20 protein-coding genes and 1 pseudogene are annotated in these 21,984 nt (G+C 63.1%); 9 read left to right on the top strand and 12 right to left on the bottom strand.

The features are described from left to right. Positions 1–9 precede the first annotated feature (9 nt). Positions 10–914: pseudogene (locus AC3B6A_RS16840) on the bottom strand (LysR family transcriptional regulator). A 311-nt stretch (positions 915–1,225) separates the two neighbouring features. On the opposite strand from AC3B6A_RS16840, the gene ycaC reads away from it, so the two are divergent. Then, the gene (gene ycaC / locus AC3B6A_RS16835; RefSeq protein WP_488398351.1) at positions 1,226–1,852 is read left to right on the top strand and encodes an isochorismate family cysteine hydrolase YcaC; all 627 of its coding nucleotides are present in this window, start codon (positions 1,226–1,228) and stop codon (positions 1,850–1,852) included. 87 nt (positions 1,853–1,939) lie between these two features. Here the strand turns inward: ycaC and AC3B6A_RS16830 are convergent, their stop codons facing one another. Together AC3B6A_RS16830 and AC3B6A_RS16825 are read right to left on the bottom strand one after the other, a co-directional pair. Next, on the bottom strand, positions 1,940–2,194 hold the full coding sequence (locus AC3B6A_RS16830; RefSeq protein ID WP_488398350.1) for a hypothetical protein: 255 nt from the start codon (positions 2,192–2,194) through the stop codon (positions 1,940–1,942). Between the two features lie 425 nt (positions 2,195–2,619). Then, on the bottom strand, positions 2,620–4,167 hold the full coding sequence (locus tag AC3B6A_RS16825; protein WP_488398349.1) for a GGDEF domain-containing protein: 1,548 nt from the start codon (positions 4,165–4,167) through the stop codon (positions 2,620–2,622). 424 nt (positions 4,168–4,591) lie between these two features. Between AC3B6A_RS16825 and AC3B6A_RS16820 the strand changes: the two genes are divergently transcribed. Continuing rightward, complete coding sequence (locus AC3B6A_RS16820) at positions 4,592–5,851, top strand: cyclic di-GMP phosphodiesterase (protein ID WP_488398348.1); 1,260 nt, start codon at positions 4,592–4,594, stop codon at positions 5,849–5,851. An 18-nt stretch (positions 5,852–5,869) separates the two neighbouring features. On the opposite strand, the gene AC3B6A_RS16815 is transcribed toward AC3B6A_RS16820, so the two are convergent. Both AC3B6A_RS16815 and AC3B6A_RS16810 read right to left on the bottom strand, forming a co-directional pair. Further along, the gene (locus tag AC3B6A_RS16815) at positions 5,870–6,448 is read right to left on the bottom strand and encodes a cytochrome P460 family protein (RefSeq protein WP_488398347.1); all 579 of its coding nucleotides are present in this window, start codon (positions 6,446–6,448) and stop codon (positions 5,870–5,872) included. A 46-nt stretch (positions 6,449–6,494) separates the two neighbouring features. Then, positions 6,495–7,091: a cytochrome P460 family protein gene (locus tag AC3B6A_RS16810; protein WP_488398346.1), complete on the bottom strand. Its 597-nt coding sequence runs from the start codon at positions 7,089–7,091 to the stop codon at positions 6,495–6,497. Positions 7,092–7,272: 181 nt separating this feature from the next. Here AC3B6A_RS16810 and AC3B6A_RS16805 point away from each other — a divergent pair, with 181 nt between their 5' ends. Then, a complete protein-coding gene (locus AC3B6A_RS16805; RefSeq protein WP_488398345.1) occupies positions 7,273–8,226 on the top strand; it encodes an AraC family transcriptional regulator in 954 nt (317 codons plus the stop codon). A gap of 70 nt (positions 8,227–8,296) precedes the next feature. Here AC3B6A_RS16805 and AC3B6A_RS16800 read toward each other — a convergent pair whose 3' ends face one another. Then, entirely contained in the window at positions 8,297–9,136 is an 840-nt protein-coding gene (locus AC3B6A_RS16800) for a cupin domain-containing protein (protein ID WP_488398344.1), read from the bottom strand. Between the two features lie 152 nt (positions 9,137–9,288). Between AC3B6A_RS16800 and AC3B6A_RS16795 the strand changes: the two genes are divergently transcribed. From AC3B6A_RS16795 to copD, 4 genes are all read left to right on the top strand, one after another. Continuing rightward, positions 9,289–9,801 carry a YkgB family protein gene (locus AC3B6A_RS16795; RefSeq protein ID WP_488398343.1) on the top strand — a complete coding sequence of 171 codons (513 nt, stop codon included), beginning with the start codon at positions 9,289–9,291 and terminating at the stop codon, positions 9,799–9,801. A gap of 275 nt (positions 9,802–10,076) precedes the next feature. Next, positions 10,077–11,027: a YeeE/YedE thiosulfate transporter family protein gene (locus AC3B6A_RS16790; RefSeq protein ID WP_488398342.1), complete on the top strand. Its 951-nt coding sequence runs from the start codon at positions 10,077–10,079 to the stop codon at positions 11,025–11,027. 145 nt (positions 11,028–11,172) lie between these two features. Beyond that, positions 11,173–11,541: a copper homeostasis periplasmic binding protein CopC gene (gene copC / locus AC3B6A_RS16785; RefSeq protein ID WP_488398341.1), complete on the top strand. Its 369-nt coding sequence runs from the start codon at positions 11,173–11,175 to the stop codon at positions 11,539–11,541. A gap of 5 nt (positions 11,542–11,546) precedes the next feature. Then, positions 11,547–12,413, top strand: a complete 867-nt coding sequence (copD, locus tag AC3B6A_RS16780; RefSeq protein ID WP_488398340.1) for a copper homeostasis membrane protein CopD — start codon at positions 11,547–11,549, stop codon at positions 12,411–12,413. Between the two features lie 88 nt (positions 12,414–12,501). Here the strand turns inward: copD and AC3B6A_RS16775 are convergent, their stop codons facing one another. From AC3B6A_RS16775 to AC3B6A_RS16760, 4 genes are all read right to left on the bottom strand, one after another. Further along, entirely contained in the window at positions 12,502–13,917 is a 1,416-nt protein-coding gene (locus AC3B6A_RS16775) for an ATP-binding protein (protein WP_488398339.1), read from the bottom strand. Continuing rightward, a complete protein-coding gene (locus AC3B6A_RS16770; protein WP_488398338.1) occupies positions 13,914–15,716 on the bottom strand; it encodes a DAHL domain-containing sensor histidine kinase in 1,803 nt (600 codons plus the stop codon). Before AC3B6A_RS16770 ends, AC3B6A_RS16775 begins: the two co-directional genes overlap by 4 nt. Next, positions 15,713–16,684, bottom strand: a complete 972-nt coding sequence (locus AC3B6A_RS16765; protein ID WP_488398337.1) for a cytochrome-c peroxidase — start codon at positions 16,682–16,684, stop codon at positions 15,713–15,715. The genes AC3B6A_RS16770 and AC3B6A_RS16765 overlap by 4 nt, the downstream gene beginning before the upstream one ends. Before the next feature lie 118 nt (positions 16,685–16,802). Beyond that, positions 16,803–17,492 (bottom strand): DUF6901 family protein, encoded by a 690-nt coding sequence (locus AC3B6A_RS16760; RefSeq protein WP_488398336.1) that lies wholly within the window; start codon positions 17,490–17,492, stop codon positions 16,803–16,805. A gap of 132 nt (positions 17,493–17,624) precedes the next feature. On the opposite strand from AC3B6A_RS16760, the gene nosR reads away from it, so the two are divergent. Next, positions 17,625–18,959: a response regulator c-di-GMP phosphodiesterase, NosR family gene (nosR, locus tag AC3B6A_RS16755; protein ID WP_488398335.1), complete on the top strand. Its 1,335-nt coding sequence runs from the start codon at positions 17,625–17,627 to the stop codon at positions 18,957–18,959. A gap of 18 nt (positions 18,960–18,977) precedes the next feature. Further along, on the top strand, positions 18,978–19,505 hold the full coding sequence (locus AC3B6A_RS16750) for a response regulator (RefSeq protein ID WP_488398334.1): 528 nt from the start codon (positions 18,978–18,980) through the stop codon (positions 19,503–19,505). 142 nt (positions 19,506–19,647) lie between these two features. Here the strand turns inward: AC3B6A_RS16750 and gfa are convergent, their stop codons facing one another. Both gfa and fabF read right to left on the bottom strand, forming a co-directional pair. After that, positions 19,648–20,226 carry an S-(hydroxymethyl)glutathione synthase gene (gene gfa / locus AC3B6A_RS16745; protein ID WP_488398333.1) on the bottom strand — a complete coding sequence of 193 codons (579 nt, stop codon included), beginning with the start codon at positions 20,224–20,226 and terminating at the stop codon, positions 19,648–19,650. 456 nt (positions 20,227–20,682) lie between these two features. Beyond that, entirely contained in the window at positions 20,683–21,951 is a 1,269-nt protein-coding gene (gene fabF, locus AC3B6A_RS16740; protein WP_488398332.1) for a beta-ketoacyl-ACP synthase II, read from the bottom strand. Positions 21,952–21,984: the final 33 nt, after the last annotated feature.

The raw sequence follows: 21,984 nt of genomic DNA, 5'->3' as shown, positions 1-21,984 counted from the left end.
ATGCGCGGCTCAGGCCATGTCGCTGCGCGCGAAGCCCTCCGCGAGGAAGTCCAGCAGCGCCCGCACCGACGGCAGCAGGCCGCGCCGCGAGGGGAACACCGCATGGACCACCCCGGTGCGCGGCGCCCAGTCGGGCAGCAGGTTGACCAGGCAGCCGTCGTTGAGGTCGGCGGTCACCACCACCGCCGGCAGGTGTACCGCGCCGACCCCGGCCAGCGCGGCCTGGCGCAGCGCCACCAGGTCGTCGGTGACCATCCGCGGGCAGTAGCGCACCTGCGCGCTGGCGCCCTTGGGGCCGTCAGCTGCCAGTGGTATTCGCGCTGCACCGAGCCCCAGTGCAGCGTCGGCAGCGCCGCCACGTCGGCGGGGATCGGCCGCTCCGCCAGCCGCTCGCGCAACGACGGCGCGCCGACCACGCGCTGGCGGCTCTCGCCCAGCACCTTCATCACCAGGTCGCTGCTTTCCAGCGGCGGGAAGCGCACCCGCAGGGCGATGTCGATGCCTTCCTGGATCAGGTCCACCTGGCGGTTGCTGCTCTCCACGTGCAGCGTCACCAGCGGGTGCTCGACCATGAAGCGCGCCAGCATCGGGCCGACCCAGAAGTTCAGCAGCGCGGTGGGGCAGCTCAGCCGCACCACGCCGTGCGGCTCGGAGCGGTGGCGCTGGATCACCTCGGCCGCGCCTTCGGCCTCCACCAGCATCGCCAGGCAGTGGCGGTAATACTCCTGGCCGATCTCGGTTACCGAGAAGTGCCGGGTGGAGCGCTGGATCAGGCGCACGCCGAGGCGCTCCTCCAGCGAGGCGATGCGCCGGCTGAGCTTCGACTTGGGCTGGTCCAGGGCGCGCCCGGCGGGGGCGAAGCCGCCGTGTTCGACGACCTGGGCGAAGTAATAGAGATCGTTGAGGTCTTCCACTTCAGTGTTCTCCGGATGGAACTCTGAGGTGAATTATCGCCGCCTACCGGCCATGTCGTTGCGGTTTTATCGTTTCTTCCATGCGCTACGGGAGGCGCCCTTGAAACCCCGGCCCCGGCAGCGAGGCATTGGACGCGTCGATCGTCGGCTGCGGACGGCCAGGCCGATGAGTGTCACATCCAGGTCTTGGTCGTCGCCTAGTCTGGATCAATGCCCGCGCTGGAATGCACGGGGTGCCAAGGGCCGAAGCCAACCGTCTGATTTCCCCCACGCCCGACTCCGGTCGGGTCTCACTGCAACGAGGAAACGCCATGAGCAAGCCCTATGTTCGTCTCGACAAGTCCCAGGCCGCCGTACTGCTGGTCGATCACCAGACCGGTCTGCTCTCGCTGGTGCGCGATATCGAACCGGACAAGTTCAAGAACAACGTCCTGGCCCTGGCCGACCTGGCCAAGTATTTCAAGCTGCCGACCATCCTCACCACCAGCTTCGAGAACGGCCCCAACGGCCCGCTGGTGCCCGAACTGAAAGACATGTTCCCCGAGGCGCCGTACATTGCCCGTCCGGGCAACATCAACGCCTGGGACAACGAAGACTTCGTCAAGGCGGTCAAGGCCACCGGCAAGAAGCAACTGATCATCGCCGGCGTGGTGACCGAGGTCTGCGTGGCCTTCCCGGCGCTGTCGGCGCTGGCCGAGGACTTCGACGTGTTCGTCGTCGCCGACGCTTCCGGCACCTTCAACGAAGTCACCCGTGACGCCGCCTGGCGCCGCATGGAAGCCGCCGGTGCGCAGCTGATGACCTGGTTCGGCGTGGCCTGTGAACTGCACCGCGACTGGCGCAACGACATCGAGGGCCTGGCCGCGCTGTTCTCCGCGCACATCCCGGACTACCGCAACCTGATCACCAGCTACAGCCTGTTGACCGCGAACAAGTAAGCGCTTCCCGGCAAGCCCCCGGCAGGCCCCGATGGGGTCTGCCGGGGGCTTTTTGCTTTCCGGCTTCGTGGTCGGCCGGGGCGGGGTTCAGGCGTTTTCCAGGGCGAGTTCGTAGAGCTGGCGCGCCTCGCTCACCAGCGGCGCGAGGGCCGAGGCGAGGCGGGCGGTGGCGTGGATCAGGCCGCGGTCGGCGTCGTCTTCCATGAGCCGCAGCAGGTCTTCCACCGCCGTCAGGCGCCGTAGCGCGGCCTCGCGCAGCTGCTGGGCCGGTGCCTGGGCGTTGATGAAGAACACGTCCTCGCCGGGCTGCGTGGCCAGGGGGACAAAGTGCAGTTCAGGCATGGCGCACCTCCGGAGGAAGGGCGGGCGGTGGGGAAGGGTGGTGCTCGGGGGTAAAAGGGGGAAAGTGCATATCTGGTTCTCCCTGGGTTGGATGGGAGTCACCAATCGACCTTTCCTACGGGTAGAGAGGCGACCGTGCGGGGGTAGGAAATGCCGGACCCAGGGAACCGGTAGGCCAAAAGGCCTCCCCGCACGGACACCATAGAAACACGAGTTCACTGGATAAACTGCACCAGCAATTCGTGGCTACAGAGCTACCGCGACCTGAGTTGGTATTCCCGGGTTCCTACGCCCGACCGCAGTTGTGCTGCGGCGATCCGGAGGCTAGCGATGGCGCGTGTAGGCGGACAAGGGTAAATGAATGTCGGAAATTTCGCTTATTTCTGCGTAGTGCGGGAATCCGCCGAACGACGCGGCGCCCGTGCTCAGTCGGCGACGACCCGGTTGCGCCCCGTCTGCTTGGCCCGGTAGAGGCGCTCGTCGGCGGTCTTCAGCACGGCGTCCGGCTCGCCGTCGCCCCAGGCGATGCCGATGGAGACGGTGAGATGCCCGACCTTCGGCACCTCGGTCTCCTCGATGGTCGCGCGGATGCGCTCGGCGATGCCGCTGGCGGTCTCCAGCGTGGCGTCCGGCAGCAGCAGGATGAATTCCTCGCCGCCCGAGCGGCAGGCCAGGTCTTCGGCGCGCGAGTGCTGCTGGAGGATCGCCGCGACCTGCTTCAGCGCCTCGTCCCCCGCATCGTGGCCGTAGGTGTCGTTGACCTGCTTGAAGTGGTCGATATCCACGGCGAGCACCGAATACTGCCGATGGGTCTCGTCCAGCAGGGTCAGCGTCGCGACCAGCGCGCGCCGGTTGGCCAGGCCGGTCAGCGGGTCGCTCTGCGCTTCCTGGCTGAGCTTGCCGAGCTTCTGCTGCAGCAGCACCACGCCGGTGAGCAGCGCATGGCGTATGGCGGAGGCTTCCGCGTACCAGGCGCGCACCAGGCGCAGTTGCCCGGTGGTCTCCGGGGCCGCCAGCTGGTTCGCGCCCCGGGCCAGCTCCCGCAGGGGCCGGCTGATCAGCATCACTCCGATCCAGATCATCATCAGCCCGATCACGCTCGCCGGGAGGATGCCCAGGAGCATGGCGGTCATCAACTGATGCAGCGGTGCGAGCGTCTGCTCCCGTGGCTGCTGCGCCACGATCGCCCAGCCGGCGTCGGGTATCGGCGCATAGCCGGCCAGCATCCTGACGTCCCGGTCGTTGACGATGGAGGTCGAGCCGCTTTCACCACGCAGCGCGGCATCCAGCGTGGCGTTCGGCCCGAGCACCTCGCCGAGGCGGGAAGGGTCGGGGTGGTAGAGCAGGCGCCGGTTGCCGTCGGCGACGTAGGCGTAGGTGCCGTCATGGTGGAAATGGCTGCTGATGATGGTGTGCAGCAGGCTCAGCTTGAGGAGGTACACCGAACCGCCGACCACGCCGAGGAATTCGCCCGAGGGGCTGAATATCGGGTGGGAGATGAACACCACCAGGTTCCCCGCCACCGAGTGGTAGGCCCGGCTGACCAGCGGGCGACGCTCCTTCAGCGCCTGCACTATGCCTTCGGAGCGCAGCGTGGTGCCGACGATCTGCAGCGCATCCGGGTAGGCCTGCAGCACCCGGCCGGAGGCGTCGACGATGGCGATGGAGTTGAAGTACAGGTCCTGCCCCTGCAGGCGCATGGCCTCGTCGCGGACGATCTTCGGGTCGCCCATGTGTTCGGAGAGGATCGAGCTGCTGTAGCGCAGGTGGCTGTGCGCCGACCTGAGCAAGGTGCCGATGCTGGAGGCGACCTTCGCCGCGTAGGCGCTGTTGGCCTCCAGCTCCGAATTGATCAGCGCGTCGCGCTGCACCCCGTAGGCGACGATCAGGCTGTTGCACAGCGTGGCCAGGGTGCTCAGCAGCACGAGGACGAGGATCAGGCCGCGCAGGGTGATGGCACGCCGCCTGATCATGCCGGCCGCCTCTGCGCCTGCGCGATGCGGCGTGCGGGTGTTGGGCTGGCGGGGGGCTCTGTCGCGGGGCTCTGGGTTTTGGCCATGGCTGTGTTCGGGTCCGGTCAGGTCAGGAAGCGCCGCCGCGCGGGGGCTCTTCGCACAGCATAGGCAAGTGGCGACGAATGGCCATGGACGACGTCGACTTCGGTGCACGGGCGCTGATTTGGGGGAGGGATCGTTCGTTGGGGTGGCTGTTGTCCTGATGGGCTGGGGGGCGAAAGCGGTTGCGGGCTCAGCGCGCTGCCAATGCTGCGGTTCTGCGGAAGAAAGGCGGGCGGGTCTATTACCGGGCAGTCACTCGCCCGCTCATTCTCTCCATCGCGGACTATTCTTGGGTGACTTTCCCGCCGAGCTTTTGGTGATTTCTCCACCGGAGCCTTCCATGCCCGATTCGCCCTACCTGCGCATTCCGGTCGAAGCCGTCACGCTGGGGATGTATGTGCACGGGCTGTGTGGTGCGTGGACGGACCACCCATTCTGGCGCGCCCGTTTCCTGCTCGAAGATCCCGAAGACCTGCGGCGGCTCAGGCAGAGCGCCGTGCGTGAAGTGCTCATCGATCCCCGCCGGGGGCTGGCGCCGGCTGCCCCGTCAGAGCCCGCCTGCGCCACCGAGCCTCAAGCTCAAGCCAAGGCGCCGGATGCCGTCGGCGAGCCAGCACCGAGCGTTGCCCGGCGCAGCATGGATCAGGAGCTGCAATCCGCCCGCCAGCTATGCATAAAGTCCCGGAAGGTCGTCATGGCCATGTTTCAGGATGCTCGTCTGGGACAGGTCGTTGAAGCCGAGGGGGCCCGGACGCTGGTGAATGAGATCGCCGCCTCGGTGGAGCGCCACCCCAGCGCGATGATCAGCCTGGCGCGGCTGAAGACGGCGGACGAATACACCTACCTGCATTCCGTGGCGGTCTGCGCGCTGATGATTGCCCTGGCGCGCCAGCTCGGCCTCCAGGAAAGCCTGGTGCGCGAGGCCGGCCTGGCAGGGCTGCTGCACGACATCGGCAAGATGTGCGTGCCGATGAGTGTGCTCAACAAGCCCGGACGGCTCGACGAGGACGAGTTCGCCAGCGTGCGTGAACATCCTCGCCGTGGCGCGGATATCCTGCGCGAAGGGCGGCAGGTCGGCGCCCTGGTGCTGGACGTGTGCCTGCACCACCACGAGAAGCTCGACGGCAGCGGCTATCCCCTTGGCCTGGCGGGCGAGCAGATCAGCCTGTTCGCGCGCATGGGGGCGATCTGCGACATCTATGATGCGATCACGTCCGACCGCCCCTACAAGCGCGGCTGGGACCCGGCCGAATCGCTGCAGCGCATGTCGCGTTGGTGCGGCGAGCATCTCGACGAACGAATCTTCCAGGCCTTCATTCGTTGCCTGGGCATCTATCCGGTCGGCACGCTGGTTCGCCTCCAGAGCGAACGCCTTGCCGTGGTGGTGGAGCAGAGCGCGGAACTGCTGCTGCCGGTGGTGAAGGTGTTCTATTCGACCCATACCAGGGCCGCGTTGACGGTGGAGCTGATCGACCTGTCGAAGCTCAAGGGGCGTGAACGCATAACCGGCCGCGAGTCGCCGGAGAAGTGGGGTTTCCGCAACCTGGATGCGTTGTGGAGCGGTCTGGATCGTCAGTATGGCTCGCTGTTCGACCGCTGATATCCGTCTGCCGGCTGATTATTGGCTCAGGGGCGGATAGCCGTGGGTATAGATCCAGTCTGACGCTTGGGCCGGCACGTGACAGGACTGACAGTCCTGCTTGTAGTTCGTGGATGTGGTTTTCCCGGGATCGGCCGCATCGAACCACGCCCAACCCCAGCCGTCTCCCCAAAGCTTGCTATCCGGAAATCGGCCGACATCGTCTTTCACCATGACGAACCACCCGGCCAAAGTGCCCGCGCTGCTTACCGTCCCGGTTGTCATGGGTTTTGTGGTCGTCTTGAACACTTCCTTCACGAGAACGGTGCCGTCGGGAAAGTGCCCGGCCTTGCGGTAGGCGCTGACGGCTCCAGGGGATGCATAGACCACGTGCATCTCCTTTGACCCTGGACTGCTGTCTGCGGCAACTGCCCAAGTGCCCAACACTTGGTATGCGCTTCGATAGTCGGAGGGGACGCGCATGTTCCCTTTGTCGTCGACTACGGCGGAAGTGATTTCCCCGTATGCCGAGCGCATGCCAGCCTGCCCGTAGGCATTGACGATAATTACCATGGCCAACCCTGCCAGGGTTACGCATAACGGCCTGACGATTTTCATGACACTGTTCCTCGTGTTGGTGAGCTGAAAACGTTCATTGACGATTTCACTTGTCCAGCAGCGGATAGAACTGTGTCCAGACGTCGTCTTTCTTGGCGCTCGCCATGTGGCAGTACGCACATTCGGCTTTGGCTTTCACCTTGGCCGTCGCCGCCTTCGGTTCATGGTGATTGAAATTGAAATAACCCCAGCCCCCGGTGTCGGCGTAGCGCTTGGAGTCCTTGACGGTCACGTCGGCGCCGTTCAGTTTTCCAGGGAAGTAGCCACGCCCGGATGCTTCGGTGCGCGAACCATCGGGGTTCTCGCCGGGGATGGTTAACTGCAGCTCTTTGAAAAAGATCGTTCCCTCCGGGAACTCGCCGGTCTTTTTGTAGATCGCGTATGAGCCGGGCTCGATATAGACGTTGTGGAATTCCGGGAAGTTGGCCTTTCCACCGTTGAGTCCGTTAGGCGTGAGGGGCGAGCCAACGAAGATCCACTCATTGAAGTTCTTCGGCAGTATCAACTCGCCCGACGTCGTATATTCGGGGAGGTATCGTTTGCTTGCTTGCATGTCGCCATCATCCGATGACGACTGGGAGAGCGCGGCTGTCATGAAAAGAGTGCTGGAAACAGCAGTGGCAAAGAGCAGGGGGATTCGCATACGTAACTCCTTTTACTTCATGAACGGTTGAGCCCTGAATCTAGTCTTTCCGGTGTGCTGAATGGTCTTGAGTTGGTGCTGAATCGTCCAGATCGTTGGATATGATTCATCGGGTTGCATTCATATTCGAATCCCTTTAATAATTTCTCCCCTCTTTCCGACTTGCGCTTATATTCTCCAAATGTCCGAATCGCCCTTATCCGCGCATGTGATCCTGGATCATTTGCTGGCCGTGCTTGATGTCGGCGTTACCCATTTCACCGTCTGCGATATACGTACCGGTTGGGGAATGCGCTTCGATTCCTGCGAGACGGCGAGTCTGCATTATTGCCTGGACGGTGCCGGCATACTGGCGGTTCGGGGAGAGGCTCCCATCCAGCTTGAGCCACACAGTTTCGTACTCTTGCCGCCGGGAGTTTCGTACCACCTTGAAAGCGCCTCACCCGAACCTGTGCGGCTTGAGTGGAAGGCACGCATGCACGGGGTACCGGTACAGGAGTCCGTTCCGACGCTGATTGCCGGCGATGGTCAGAAGGGTGTCACTACAGCGTGCGGTGAAGTTCGCCTGGGGTTGGTGGATGGCGTGGACCTTTTCACCGCTTTGGGAAAGCCACTTGTTGTGCACTTCGGTGGCGCCGACGGGTTGCGAGACCAGTTTCTGATGCTGTTGGCCGAGTCGGCCCGGCCAGGAGTGGGCTCACGTGTCCTGACCGAGGCATTGCTTAAACAATGTCTGATACTGGCCTTGCGGCGCTGGATCGAAACTGACTCCTCGCCATTGCCCTGGTTGGCTGCCATGGCGGATACGCGGTTGAGTCGTGCCTTGCTTGCTATTTTTGAGCATCCCGCTGCCGCACATACCGTAGAGAGTCTCGCGCAAATCGCCGGTATGAGCCGTTCGGCGTTTGCTTCCGCATTCCGGAGCGCATTTGGTCAATCGCCGATGAGTCTGGTCAAGTTGGTGCGATTACGTCGTGCCAGTGAACTCTTGATCACCACGGCATTGCCAATTGCCGAGGTCGCCAGGCGCGTTGGATTCTCCAGCAGGAGCAACTTTTCTCTGGCATTCAGCCAACTTCACGGCATGGACCCCAGTCTCTATCGTCGTACGTACTCGATAATCAGAAAAGGCTAGTGCCTTCCAATTGCCGGATGGATGAGAGGGGAGGCTGTCCTTCCCATCACGGAGGTCTTGCGCTCCCTGTTCAGGGAAGCGGGCCGTTTGCGCTGACGGATTTCATCCAGTCACGCGGATTCAAGCCGGTTTTTCGTCGAAAGGCGCGAGCCAGGGCGGAGGGGCTTTCATATCCCACCTGATCGGAAATCAAGGCCATGGAGAGGCCTTCCTGCAACAGCTTCTGAGCAAGGCTGATTCTCCAGCTCAACAGATACTCGGCAGGGGTCTGCCCCACAACATCCTTGAAATGCGCGGCATAGCTGGCCCGCGACATATTCGATTCGCTGGCCAGTTCCGAGATCGACCACGGATGGTGCGGTTCCTCGTGAATCCTTACCAGTGAACGGGCCAGACGGTTATCTGCCAGACCCGCCATCATCCCGGATTTGAGTTGGCGATGGTCGAGCAGGTGCCGCAATAACTGGATGACCGTAAGCTCGAACAATCGATCCAGCGTCGCGTGGCGACCGCAATGATCACTGGCAGCCTCGGCGAACAACCATTTGACCGTGTCTGAAAGCATTGGAAGTTCAGTCAGCGGCAGCACGATCGAATTAGGCAGCGATGCCGCCAGGGGATTGTTGGCGCCGCCGGCGAACTCCAGGGATGCGCATTGCAAGCGAGCGCCGCCGGCCTCAGTGCCGATCAGTTGGTGCTTGCTGGGCCGGGGGATGAAAATCAGGCTGGGCTCGGTCAGCAGTACCTGCGGTCGGCCCGCGATTACCAACCCCAGCTCCCCTTCCTGCAGCAGATGTATGTATCCCCTCTGATCCGCCGTGTCGAATTGGCTCACCCCACAAAGCCCACCGCTGTAAAACAGGTCAGCGCGAACACCGAATAGCATCAATAGCGTGGATAAACGATCCATGGCTTACCTCGATCTGGACGATCTGCAGCATATCATAGAGTATCTGCATCCAAAGAGATGGATTTCCGTTGCATCATGGCACCGTACTCAACGCGCAATGCGCAGCGTCACTGGACCAACCCGTGCAACCGAAAACATTCTGGAGATACACGATGACCACTTCCATCATTGATCGCGTTAATGCTGCTGGTCTTTTCAAGAACGGACTGGGCGCGCAAGTCACCCGCTTCGGGGTAGGGGCCATTTATTTCGCCCTGACGGTTATTTACTTGTGGTTCGGAGGCATGAAGTTCTCCGGGTATGAAGCGAACGGTATTTATGGATTTGTCAGCAACAGTCCTCTGCTTTCCTGGGTGTACAGCTTCATGAGCGTTCAGGGGTTCTCGAACTTTCTCGGTGTCTTGGAAATTTCCATCGGTGTGCTTATCGCGGCCCGAGTCTTTTCTCCAAAGTTCTCGGCCTTGGGCGGGGTGCTGTCCGCGGGCTTGTTCGTCACAACGCTGTCTTTCATGTTGACGACCCCCGGCGTCTTCGAGCCCAGTCTCGGTTTCCCTGCGATTTCAGTGGTTCCCGGCCAGTTTCTGCTGAAGGATCTGGGGCTTCTTGCCGCTTCGATCTTCATTGCCGGTACCTCGATCGCCGCGCTTGAACAGGAAATTGGCTAGGCCAGAAGCGTGCCTGCTCTGGAAAGGTCTTCCAGTCTCACTGGAAGACCTTTTCCTGATTGAAAACACGCTGCATATATTTTAGAAAACATAGTGAATGGCCAGTCCTTACACCGATGGCAGATATTCCACTTCATTCTCATGGTTCATGATGAAGGCGAGGGATTAATCCAAAGGACCATATCCAGTACCACCACGGCACAGCCCTGCGGCGCGATATTCCTTGCAGTTGCATGGAGTTGCATCTGCTGGCCAATTGGCGGAGAGCACTACTAATGAGCATATTGTTCTTGAGCGCTGCTCTGGCATTCATAACGGGGTTTGCGATAAAGCGTGGAAATATTTGCGCCGTGGCAGCGATGCATCAATGGGTGGTCCACCGTAATGCGCATCACCTGAGGGCGCTCGTTATCGGGACGTGTTGTTCCGGAGTCACACTGGCGGCGATTGCCTGGAGCTTTCCAGGCACCGCCAAAGTATCTGCCGAGTATGCAGTGACAGGCGCCACCGTCCTGGCGGGCATACTCTTCGGCGCTGGAGCCTGGCTCAACAGGGCCTGTGTATTGGGGACCCTCGTATTTCTAGGCAAGGGCGACCTGAACTATATGGGCACACTCCTGGGTATGTTTATCGGCGGTTTCATCGGGCAGCACGCGTATAAGCCGCTGTTGACCTCCGGCGTTTCGCCTTTGCAGATGCCCACGACGCTGGCTGCAGGCATTGTCTGTGTGTATGGATTCGTTTTACTTCTGGGCGTTTGGAAGCACTTCCACAGTCAGCGAGTGGACGACAAACCACGCGCCATCCCTCTGAATTCACATGACCTGTTGCCCATGATTCTGGTGGTAGGCGCGTGCTGCGCGGCTCTTCACGCATTGAATGGGGAGTGGACTTATATGGCAGCCCTCATGCGGGTAGCAGAACGTGTGACAACAAATACAGACGAGCCACCAGGGCCAATCCTGATTTATTCAGTTGCCACGTTTTCCGGTGGATTGCTGGCGGCAAGATACAAGGGCGAAATCAAGGTACGCGTTCCAGCACCGGGTTTGCTTGCTCAGCGATTGATAGGCGGCATGGCGATGGGGTTGGCCGCTTGCATGATCCCTGGCGGGAATGAATCCATGATGTTCAGCGGTGTTCCATCTTTGGCTCCCCACGCAATCATCGCCTACGTGGCGATGGCGCTGACGCTGTTGATCATGACCCGGGCTTTTCGGCGCTGATCCGATATGTCGCTGGATGGTCGATGAGGCGCGGCCTCATGGTCTCTTTGTCGCAGCCGCCGATACCGACTTGACCATGCTGGCCTGTGCGCCTTACAAGGGCGGGCGAAATTTTACGTCCCCATCCGATAGAGGAATCGTTTCCATGTCGATCAAACGCGGCTTGAACCTCATGATCCTGCTGGCAAGCGTGCTGGGTGCCTCTTCGGTGCTGGCCCATGCGCACCTGGAGAGGGAAGTGCCGGCAGCCGAAAGCAGTGTCGGCCCGACCAGTGAACTGCGGCTGACCTTCACCGAGGGCATCGAGCCGAAGTTCACCAAGGTCCGGATCGAGAGCGCAGCAGGCGTTGCCGCGCAAGTCAGCGAAATCGCCACGAATCCCAAGGACGACAAGGAATTGATCGTCACGCTGGCCAAGCCGCTGGCGGCGGGTGAGTACAAGGTCGAGTGGTATGCCGTGTCGGTGGATACCCATAAGAGCAAGGGCCACTACAGCTTCAAGGTCAATCCCTGACCTTCATGGACTACGTTCTGGTTTTCTGCCGCTTCGTGCATTACGCGGCGGCGTTTTCGGTATTCGGTAGTTCGCTGTTCCGAAGTGTTCTGGGCCGGGGGGAGCCAGGGGCATTTTCCGGCCTGGACCGCTACCTGCTTCGGGGGAATCGCTTCCTGGCCGGTCTGTTGATGCTGAGCGCTCTGGCGTGGTTGTGCCTCGTGGCGGCCAGCATGGACGAGGCCTGGCAGGCCGCTTTCGACCCCTCCGTCATCTCGACGGTGCTTTTCGATACCCACTTTGGCCACGCCTGGCGCTGGCATCTTCTGTTCTGCCTCGGCCTGTTGCTGAGCTACGCCTGCGATTCCCGGCAGGCGAGGCTGCTTCGCCTGCCACTCGCCGCGGCGGTGGTCGCCAGCCTCGCTCCGATCGGGCATGTCGCCATGCTCAGTGGCTGGGCCGGCGTCGGACTGGTGTTCAACCAGATCATCCACCTGCTCTGCGCGGGGGCATGGTTCGGTGGGCTGCTGTTCCTTGGCGCATCGCTCCATGGGGCTTCCCTGTCCTTGAGCTGGACCATGTTGCGACGCTTCAGCCATGCGGGCTATGGCCTGGTAGCCGGGGTGCTGGGGACGGGGGTGCTGAATGTCTGGGCACTGACCGGGGAGTGGCCCGATCCCCGGGAGTCGATGTTCGGTCTGGTGCTGACCATCAAGCTGGCGCTGGTCGCGTGCATGCTCATGCTCGCGATATTCAATTTCCGCGTGCTGACGGTACGGCGGCGGCAGCAATTGCCGGCATTGCGTCGAAGCGTGCTGTTCGAGTGGGGCTGCGGGCTGGCGGCGGTGGCGGCTGTTTCGTTACTGGGCACCCTTCAGCCGATGCCGGCCTGAGCCCTGTAGCAAAATCGGCGCACGGTCCTGCCTGGACAGGCCCGGTGTGGCGGGGCCTGCTTGGCTGTCCCGGTCAGCAGATCGGCTGCTAAGTGACATCCTCCCTCACCTTCGAGGCGTCTATCGGAAGCTCCATCCGGAAGGTGGTGCCGACGCCCTGGATACTCTGCACGGCCAGCGTTCCGCCATGCTTCTGCACGATCCCGTAGGAAAGGGAGAGCCCCAGCCCCGTTCCCTTGCCCACGGGTTTGGTGGTGAAGAAGGGGTCGAATATGCGGGTCAGTATCTCGCTCGGTATCCCGCTTCCGGTATCCGAGACTTCGATCCAGACGCGCTCCCCGGCGGTGCCGGTGATGAGGGTGATCTGGCCCCGGGTATCGCCCATCGCCTGCGCGGCATTGATCACCAGGTTCATCACGACCTGGTTTATCTGCGACGGCAGGCATTTGACCTGGGGCAGGTCGCCGTACTTCCTGATGATGTCGGCCCGGTATTTGACTTCGTTGGCGACGATATTCAGCGTGACTTCTATCCCTTGGTGGATATCGCTCCATTGCCATTCCTGGTCGGCGTCGACACGGGAAAAGTCCTTCAGGTCCTGGATGATCTTCTTGACCCGGGTGATGCCTTCCCTGGACTCGTGCAGCAGCGTCGGGATATCGCTCTTGAGGTAATCCAGGTCCACCCTGTCGCGCAGCGCGGCCATCTGCTCCCTGATTGCCGCATCGCCGATGGCGGGCTCGGCCTTCTCGCCGGCCTCGATGACTTCGAGGAGGCTGCCGAAATAGCTCTCCAGCATGCTGTGGTTGGAGGAGATGAAGCCGATGGGGTTGTTGATCTCATGGGCGACGCCGGCGGCGAGTTGGCCGATGGAGGCGAGCTTCTCGTTCTGGATCAGCTGGTTCTCCAGTTGCTTGCGCTCATCCATTTCGCGTTGCAGCGCAGCGTTGGTCAGGGTCAGTTCCTCGGTTCTCCTGCGCACCTGGTCTTCAAGATGCTCCATCTGCTGTTGCAGGTTCCGGGTCATGTCCCATTTGGCCGTCAGCGAGCAGGCCAGCTGGTTGACCTCGATGTTGTCGAAGGGCTTCTTCAGGATCAGCAGCCGGTCCGCCACCGTCAGCCGGGACAGCAGCTCCTCCCAGGAGTAATCGGAGTAGGCGGTGCAGACCACCACCTGCAGGCGGGGGTCGGCCTGCCAGAGATGCTCGATGGTTTCCACGCCATCCCATCCCTGGGGCATGCGCATGTCGACGAAGGCCATCGCGTATGGCGCGCCTTTCTCCAGCGCCTTTTCCAGCAGCGCCAGGCCTTCCTGTCCGCTGTAGGCCGAGTCGAGCTCGAACTCTCTTTTTTCAGCGAGCGGGTCGGTGCCGAAGAGCTCCGCTTCGAGCGCGTCGAGTTCCGCGTTGCCAGTCGGCTCGGGGACGAGAATCTTGCGGAAGTCCTCATGGATCGAGGGCGTGTCGTCGATCAGCAGAATGCGGCGATTACGTCGGGTATTCATTTGGGCTCCCTCTTCCTGGTCGGGATTTCCAAGACGAAGCAGGCGCCGGCGCCCGGACCGTCGCTTTCGGCCTTGAGCGTGCCGCCCATCTCGATGGCGGCGAGCGCGCAGCTGTGGAGCCCGAAGCCATGCCCGTTCTTACGGGTGGTGAAGCCATGCGCGAAGATGCGCGTCATGTTCTCCGGCTCGATGCCCTCGCCGTTGTCCCGAACGCTGATGAGCAGGTTGCCGCCCTCCAGGCGCAAACCCAGGGTGAGTATGCGGGGGCGGTCCTCCTGGGCGTTCATGGCCTGCTTGGCGTTGCTGATGAGGTTCACCAGGATCAGCAGGATCCGATGCTTGTCCAGGACCAGCTCCGGCAGGGCGGTGTAGTCCCGGACGATCTCGACCTGGTGCCGGGTGAGGGAGCCCGACTGCATGCGCAGGGCGTCCTCGACCAGATCCTGCATGTTGATGGGTTCGAGGATGCTGGATGGGCCGGCATAGGACTGCTGGGTCGAGACGATCTCCTTGATGTGGTTGATGCTCCTGGTCATCTGGCCGATTTCCCTGGAAATACTCTCCCGCTCCATGGCCAGCGTGTCGGAAACCTGGGCGATGTAGCCGGGCAACAGCCGGCCTTTTTCATCCTGGCTGATGAATTCGCCCAGGTTGCCCCGGTGCTCGTTCATCATCTCCACGGCCCTGGCCAGGCCGGCCGCCTTGGAGCCGCGGACCTTGCGCTCAACGAGGTCGGCGGAAATGTTCACGCTGTTGAGGACGTTCCCGACGTTGTGCAGGACGTTGGTGGCGATCTCCGCCATGCCGGCCTGCCGGGCGGCGGTGACCAGGTCGCTCTGGGCCCGCTGCAACTCGTAGGTGCGCTCCTGCACGCGTTGCTCCAGGTCGTCATTGGCGCTGTGCAGGGCCTTGTTGACCCGATTGATCTCGGCGTAGCTGCGCGCCAGCCGGTAGCCCAGGAACAGCAGCAGCGCCGCGAGTATCGCGGCAAATATCAGCAGGTACTGGTGATAGCGCCGGTCCTGGTCGGCGGCGGCCAGTTGCTCCCGGCTCAGCAGGTCGATCAGCGCATCCAGGCGGGGCGCGACCGGCACGGCGGCAATGTCGTTGAGCAGTCCATTGACCGCCTTCTGCTCGTTCAGAAGGGTTCGAACGTGCATCGCGAAGATGTCGATGGCACCCGCGATATCCGGATCGAGGCGGGCTCTCTGGGCCTCCAGTTTGCCGAGCCTGAGCAGCACCTCCGCGGTCTTCTCCTCCGTGGCGACCTGCGCGTACTCCATCGCGCCCAGAAGCGTATCGACGACCAGGCTGGAGGCCTGGTCGAGCGCCGGGCTGGCGGGCCGGCTACTGATCAGGTTCTGGACGTCGTCCTCGGCCGTGGGAAGAAAGTTCAGCGAGTTCCGCAGTATCGAATTGTGGGATTTGAACTGCTCCACCAGGCGGGATTTCTCATCGAGTGCCGTCCGGTACGCTGCCTGGCTTCGCTCCCAGCTCGCCGGGGCGTGCACCGGCGCATCGGCCAGGCGGTGCTGCAGGCGCTGCCAGTTGCTGTTCATTTCGCTGAACGGGTCCACCAGCAGGTCGTAGTCGAGATTGCTGCCGATGCGTGAGCGAAGCACCTGGAGTTCCCACTGCGCGTCGCTCTGCTTGATCTGCCGAAGCAGGGCCAGGGACCCATAGAAGCGCGACGGGTCGTAGGACTCCACCCGCAGGAAGAGGAATGCCAGGACGCCGGCCAGCGACACTGCCGCTCCGAACAGGGCGATCCAGATGGTGCTCCTGCGCAGGCGATTCACTGTGCCCCCATCGTTTCGCCGGTCAGCGTCTTCAGGAACAGGATGATCAGGCGCTTGTCTTCCGCCGACGCCGTCCGCCCCAGTTGGTACTTGAACATCACGTCGACGGCCTCATCCAGGGTTCGCGCCGAGGCGTCGTGGAAGTAGGGCGGGGTGCGTTCGACGTTGCGCAGGCTGGGGACCTTGAACACGTAGCGGTCTTCCTCCCGCCCGGTGATGGTGAAGCGCCCCAGGTCGGCCTCGGTGACTCCGCCGCGGTCCTTGAAGTAATCCCCCATCACGCCGAACTTCTGGAACATGTTGCCGCCCACGTTCATGCCCTGGTGGCAGGAGATGCAGCCGTTGCGCTTGAAGCGTGCGTAACCCGCCTTCTCGTCCTCGCTGATGGCGGTAGCGTCCCCTTCCAGATACAGGTCGAAGCGCGATTTGGGTGTCAGCAGGCTCCGTTCGTAGGTCGCGATGGCGTTCTGGACGTTGGCCTGGGTCACGCCATCCGGATAGATGGCCTCGAAGTCGGCGCGGTATTGCCGGTCCTGGGCAATGCGGCTGAGCAGTTCCGGCCAGTTCGCCCCCATTTCCCTGGGGTTGCGGATCACGTCGTCGATCTGCGCTTCGAGGCTGTCGGCCCGGCCGTTCCAGAACTGGCGGAAGTTCAGGCTGGCATTCAGCACGGTCGGCGTGTTCACCAGGCTGCGTTCCCCATGCAGGCCGACGGACTTGTCCTGGTCGTCCGCACCGCCGTGATCGAGCCGATGACAGCTGGAGCAGGCGACGGCGCCGTTCGCCGAGAGGCGCTTGTCGTTGAAGAGCCGCCGCCCCAGCTCCGCCTGCTGGGGCGCCGCCGTCTGCCAGTGCGGCAAGGGCTTGATGGGTTCGTCCAGGGGGGCGGCGTTGAGGGCGGAGGCCGCCGCAAGCGCGATCAGCACCAGCCCCGGCCGGATGCCTGTCCATCTGGCATTCACTGGCATTCGCCCGTCAGGCCATGGCTGCATGGTGCAAACGGTATGACGGAAACACGAAGGCGTCGGCCCGAGGTATTCCAGGCGCCGATTGCTTCAGCTGATTCATTCCCTGAGCCCCCGATGACTAATTTTCCAGATATTCCTTAAAGTACGGTTCGAGACTTTCTTCAAGGTGGGTCAGCGAGTCCCGGGTGTCCGACGCCATCAGGTCCATCAGGATCAGGCCATTGATGCCGTAGTCGCCTTCGCTGGCGGCGCGTAAGCGCTCGACCACGCCCTTGTTGACCTTCCGCAGGTTGCCGTACAGCTCCGGAAGCCGCGCGAGGTCGGTGTCGGCATCGAGCCCGCGCAAGGCGCGCAGGTGTTGCCCGAGCAGGTAGGTGCCGAGCAGCCGGAAGAGGGTTTCCTCGACGTTGCTGAAGGGCAGATGGAACCAGGCCATGGCACGCAGGAGGCGCGTGTGGGGGCACCCGGAGGAGGCCGATATCAAGCCCATCAGCGAGCCCAGCGCGCGTTGCAGGGTGGTCTGCACCTGTACCCGTCGTTCCCGCCACACCACTTCCACGTCCACCGGGTCGTAGGAGTTGCGCCCATCCAGCACCCGGAGCGGCTCCACCAGTGACAGCGCGAAGGGACAATACGGGCTTTCCCCCTCGCTGAGCGGGCAATGTTGGCACTGATGGAAACCCAGGCGGGCCCAGTCCGGCTTTTCACCCTCGAATGGAACTCCCACGGGACTCGCAACGATGACGCAGTCGTCTGCGCTGTCCCGGAAGCGCAACCGGTATAGAGCCTGGGGCGAGTCTTCGAGCATGTCTGCCACCTCTTTTGCTCCAGCATAGCTGCTTCCTTGCATCGACCCGGCTGCGCGGTCAGTGAAAGAAGCTACGCTGAGAACATCTCCCACCCGGCCTGGAACGCAGACGGCAGGCAAGAGCAGACGCTTATGGATGATGCGCTCCACCCAACAGAAGAACCCAGGTTCACCGTGCTTTTGGTGGACGATGAAGTGTTGATCCTGAACAGCCTGAAAAGGATATTGCGCAGCCAGCCCTACGACCTCCTGCAGGCGGAGAGCGGGGAGGAGGCGCTCGCGCTGCTGGCGGCCCGGCCCGTCGACCTGGTCATTTCCGATGCGAGGATGCCGGCGATGGATGGCGCCACGCTGCTGGCCGAGATCTACCGCCGCCATCCGGACGTCATCCGCATTCTGCTGACCGGCTATACGGACATGTCCACCCTGGCCAAGGCCATCAACGAGGGACATATCCATCGTTACCTGAGCAAGCCGTGGGACGACGACGAACTCCGCCATGTGCTCCGGCAGTCGCTCGCCCATCTGCATTCCGACCGGGAGCGGAAACGCCTCGAACGGGTGAATCAGGAACAGAGGGAAGCGCTGCAGCAACTCAATGCCACCCTGGAGAAGCGCGTCGAGTCCCGGACCGCGGAGCTGCAGCAGACCGCCGACATGCTCGATCTCGCCTACGAGGAGCTCAAGAGAAGCTACGTGGTCAGTACCGAGGTCTTCTCCTTGCTGATCAACCAGCGCCTGCCCCAGGGCAAGCAGACCAACCAGGCGATCATCGAGCTGATCCGTGCGTGCGGTGACTCGGGGTTGGTGGACAGCGGCCTGGCCCACGACCTGACCATGGCCGCGGCCCTCTACAACGTGGGCAAGCTGAGCTGGAGCGACAGCATGCTGGCGAAGCCGGCGGACCTGATGAACCACCATGAGCGGGACAGGTTCCAGTCCTACCCGGAAACCAGCGAGTCGCTCCTGATGTCGCTGGAGCCGATGCAGGATGCCGCGAGGCTGATCCGGCACCATCAGGAGCGCTGGGATGGCAGCGGCTTCCCCGACCATCTCAAGGGCAGCGCCATTCCTCTCGGATCGAGGTTGCTCAAGCTCGCGGTGGACTTCGTCGAACTGCAGCGCGGGCTGATTCTCGAACGAAACATGAACCGCGACGAGGCGCTGCTGTTCATCCGGAAATACGCAGGCCGCCTGTACGATCCGGAGCTGGTCGAGGTATTCGTGCAGCTCTGCGCCACCCACCTGAGCGACATCACGCTCGCCGATCCTCATGTACGAAGCCTGGGCACCCGCGACCTGGAGGAAGGAATGACACTCGCGCGCAACCTGAATGCGGACAACTGCATGCTCCTGCTCAACGCCGGCAAGGTCCTGACCGCGGCGCTGATCGAAAAACTGATTGCCTTTGAAGCCATGGAAGGTACGCGCTACACCGTTTTTGTCCGCGTTCCGGAACCGGCTTGACCCGTAGTGGAGAGCGCCATGGCACGTATCCAGTTGGTCGACGACGAACCGATGATCCTGACCGCCCTGAAACGGGCGCTGCGTGACACCGAATGGGAGGTGGAGGCTTTTTCAGACCCGGTGCTGGCCCTGCACGGACTGACCGAGAAGCCCTACGAGGTGATCATCTGCGATCACCACATGCCGGACATCGACGGCGTGACCTACCTGCAATTCGCCAAGCAATGCCAACCGCGCAGCATCCGCATATTGCTCAGCGGGCTGGCCGATCACCAGGCGCTGACGCAGGCGATCAACCAGGCGGAAATCTACCGCTACATCCCCAAGCCCTGGGACAACGACGAACTGGTCGGCATCATCGACGCGGCCCTGACGCTCCACCGGACGCGGGAGCAGGAGCGGAAGGACCTCGACCAGTTCCACATCCAGAAGCACCGCGACGATGCCGAGCGCATGCAGATCAGGGTGCTCAAGAGCCGCCATGGCGAGCTCTACGAAGTACGCCGCGACGAGCATGGCCTGATCATCCTGGACGGTGACGAATAGCCCCCGCGGCCGGGCGGACACCGCCGAGGGGGAGTCCTGCAATGGCGCCCCGGCCCGGCGTGGAGTTGGCGACGCAAGGGGCGCAAAGCAGCGCACGCCGGCGCGCTGTGCCACGCGCCGGCGATGACGCCCGGCGGGGCCGTCAGGCTTCGCGGTAGGTGCCTTTCTGCCGGGCGGCGTGGCTGGCCAGCGCATCCATCAGGGGCGGCGACAGGCAATCGTAGGGCTCCAGATTGAGTTCGCGCAGGCGCCCGCGGATCGCCGCCATCTGCGAGGGCGGGGTGCCGTTCTCGATCACCGAGGAGACGAAGGCGGCAAAGCCCGGCGCCGCCCAGCCGTCCTGCGGGGAAAGCTCGGTATGTACGAAATCCAGGCCATAGAAGGCGTGCCCCTGGTTCTCGATGCGGCCGAACAGGTGCGCGCCGCATTCGCGGCAGGCATGCCGCTGGATGACGGCGTTTTCGTCGACGATATGCAGCTTTTCGGGGTGGGCCACCACGCTGACCTTGTCGCGCGGCACCACCGCGATCACCGCGAAGGTCGCCCCCTCCGGCTTCCAGCACTTGGTGCAGCCGCAGGCGTGGTTGTGCAGCGTCTGGGCGCCGACCGCGACTTCCACCTTGTCGGTCGCGCACAGGCACTGCAGCGTTCCGCCGCTGAAGCCGGGCTGTTCCGGGCGGATGCCGTTGTCCACTGAAGGGTGAATGTGAATCGCGCTCATGGAATCGATCCTCCTGGCGTTCGATCCGGCAGGGCGGGCGCAGCGACATGCCGCGCCCCGAAGCCCCGTCCGTCGAAATGGATGATGGCCGCAGATGGACGTGTCTTCGTGCGGCAGGCCGAAGGTCTTGTCGATGCCTTCGTGGGCGAGGGCGTCCGGGGCGGGGCGGTCCCGCCGTTCGTCGCTTCTTCACCCTGCCGGGAAGCCGGGGATGCCGGCCGGAGGCCGAGTCCTTCCGGGTGCGGCCGGTGACCCGCGGGAAGGACCGGGGAATGGCCGCGTGCCGGCTCCGGCGCCGCCGATAATGATCGGCTGCCCTCAATCACGATAGGCGAGTTTCGGGGAGCCTCCCAGGCACCTTGATTCGATTGTGAGGGGACGATGGGGATGCGGCGTCGAGTCTCTTCTGTCAGTTGAAGAGACTCGACGAGGAGGGCGCCCGACAGCCAGCGTCTGTCACTCGCCCTGCCATTTCCTGAACAGAACGCTGGCGTTCACCCCGCCGAAGCCGAACCCATTCGACAGTGCGTATTGGGTGTTGAGCTTCTGGACCTTGCTGGAAATGCTCAGGCCCGCGGCGGAAGGATCGGCGCTCTCCAGGTTCAGGGTCGGTGGTGCAACCTGGTCTCGCAGCGCCAGCACCGTGAAGATGGCCTCGATGCCGCCTGCCGCGCCGAGCAGGTGGCCAGTCGAGGATTTCGTGGCGCTGATCACGGGCGACTTCTCGCGGAAGACGGCCTTTATCGCGGCCAGCTCAGCGTTGTCTCCAACGGGGGTGGAGGTGGCATGTGCGTTCAGGTGGCCGACCTGGTCCGGTGCGACGTCCCCTTGCTGCAAGGCTTGATGCATGGCCCGTCGGGCGCCGTCGCCATCTTCCGGCCCCGAGGTGATGTGGTAGGCGTCGGCGCTGGTTCCGTAGCCGACCAGCTCCGCAAGCGGCTTGGCTCCGCGCGCCAGTGCGTGCTCGAGTTCCTCGATGACCAGAAGGCCCGCGCCCTCGCTCATGACGAAGCCCTCCCGCGCGCTATCGAACGGGCGGGAGGCTTTTTCCGGGGCGTCGTTGAAGGCGCTTGCCAGCGTCCGCGCGGCGGCGAACCCAGCGAGGCTGACCCTGTGGATGGCGGCTTCGGCGCCGCCACAGAGCGCGACGTCCACTTCACCGGATCTGATCATGCGGGCGGCATCGCCAATGGCCTGTACGCCAGCAGCGCAGGCGGTCACCGGCGTCCCGAGCGGGCCTTTCAGATGGTGGCGGATCGAAACCTGGCCGGCGGCGAGGTTGCAGAGGAAGGACGGTATCGTGAAAGGCGAGAGACGGCGGGCGCCCTTGGCATCCGTGGTGCGGACCGCCTCCGCGATGGCCGGGAAACCGCCGATGCCCGAGGCGATGATCGTGGCGGTGCGCTCCTGCTCGATGGCGGTGGCCGGCGCCCATCCAGCCTGTCGCAGGGCGTCTTCCGCTGCGGCCAGCGCAAACAGGATGAAGCGATCCACTTTGCGCTGTTCCTTCTGGGAGAGAACGCTGTCGGGGTCAAACCCGCCCAGAGGGTCCGTCTCCACCCCCGGCACCTGCCCGCCGATGCGTACCGCCAGATCGCCAATCAGTTCCTCCGGCAGCGCATGAATACCGGAGATGCCCGCCAGCAGACGCTCCCATACCAGTTCGACACCCCGACCGAGCGGTGTGACCGCTCCCATTCCGGTAACGACGATACGCTTTCTCATGAAGGCTTCGCTCCTTTGCGGTTAAATACCTGG

This window comes from Pseudomonas sp. B12(2026), from assembly GCF_057767015.1.
This window is presented reverse-complemented; position numbering and strand designations above follow the sequence as displayed.

Excerpts from the sequence above, each read along its gene's own strand:
- nosR (WP_488398335.1), top strand. The coding sequence starts at position 17,625 with ATGGATGATGCGCTCCACCCAACAGAAGAACCCAGGTTCACCGTGCTT.
- AC3B6A_RS16825 (WP_488398349.1), bottom strand. The coding sequence starts at position 4,167 with ATGATCAGGCGGCGTGCCATCACCCTGCGCGGCCTGATCCTCGTCCTC.
- AC3B6A_RS16790 (WP_488398342.1), top strand. The coding sequence starts at position 10,077 with ATGAGCATATTGTTCTTGAGCGCTGCTCTGGCATTCATAACGGGGTTT.
- gfa (WP_488398333.1), bottom strand. The coding sequence starts at position 20,226 with ATGAGCGCGATTCACATTCACCCTTCAGTGGACAACGGCATCCGCCCG.
- AC3B6A_RS16760 (WP_488398336.1), bottom strand. The coding sequence starts at position 17,492 with ATGCTCGAAGACTCGCCCCAGGCTCTATACCGGTTGCGCTTCCGGGAC.
- fabF (WP_488398332.1), bottom strand. The coding sequence starts at position 21,951 with ATGAGAAAGCGTATCGTCGTTACCGGAATGGGAGCGGTCACACCGCTC.
- AC3B6A_RS16765 (WP_488398337.1), bottom strand. The coding sequence starts at position 16,684 with ATGCCAGTGAATGCCAGATGGACAGGCATCCGGCCGGGGCTGGTGCTG.
- AC3B6A_RS16805 (WP_488398345.1), top strand. The coding sequence starts at position 7,273 with ATGTCCGAATCGCCCTTATCCGCGCATGTGATCCTGGATCATTTGCTG.
- AC3B6A_RS16810 (WP_488398346.1), bottom strand. The coding sequence starts at position 7,091 with ATGCGAATCCCCCTGCTCTTTGCCACTGCTGTTTCCAGCACTCTTTTC.
- AC3B6A_RS16800 (WP_488398344.1), bottom strand. The coding sequence starts at position 9,136 with ATGGATCGTTTATCCACGCTATTGATGCTATTCGGTGTTCGCGCTGAC.
- AC3B6A_RS16830 (WP_488398350.1), bottom strand. The coding sequence starts at position 2,194 with ATGCCTGAACTGCACTTTGTCCCCCTGGCCACGCAGCCCGGCGAGGAC.
- ycaC (WP_488398351.1), top strand. The coding sequence starts at position 1,226 with ATGAGCAAGCCCTATGTTCGTCTCGACAAGTCCCAGGCCGCCGTACTG.
- AC3B6A_RS16820 (WP_488398348.1), top strand. The coding sequence starts at position 4,592 with ATGCCCGATTCGCCCTACCTGCGCATTCCGGTCGAAGCCGTCACGCTG.
- AC3B6A_RS16815 (WP_488398347.1), bottom strand. The coding sequence starts at position 6,448 with ATGAAAATCGTCAGGCCGTTATGCGTAACCCTGGCAGGGTTGGCCATG.
- copD (WP_488398340.1), top strand. The coding sequence starts at position 11,547 with ATGGACTACGTTCTGGTTTTCTGCCGCTTCGTGCATTACGCGGCGGCG.
- AC3B6A_RS16750 (WP_488398334.1), top strand. The coding sequence starts at position 18,978 with ATGGCACGTATCCAGTTGGTCGACGACGAACCGATGATCCTGACCGCC.
- AC3B6A_RS16795 (WP_488398343.1), top strand. The coding sequence starts at position 9,289 with ATGACCACTTCCATCATTGATCGCGTTAATGCTGCTGGTCTTTTCAAG.
- copC (WP_488398341.1), top strand. The coding sequence starts at position 11,173 with ATGTCGATCAAACGCGGCTTGAACCTCATGATCCTGCTGGCAAGCGTG.
- AC3B6A_RS16775 (WP_488398339.1), bottom strand. The coding sequence starts at position 13,917 with ATGAATACCCGACGTAATCGCCGCATTCTGCTGATCGACGACACGCCC.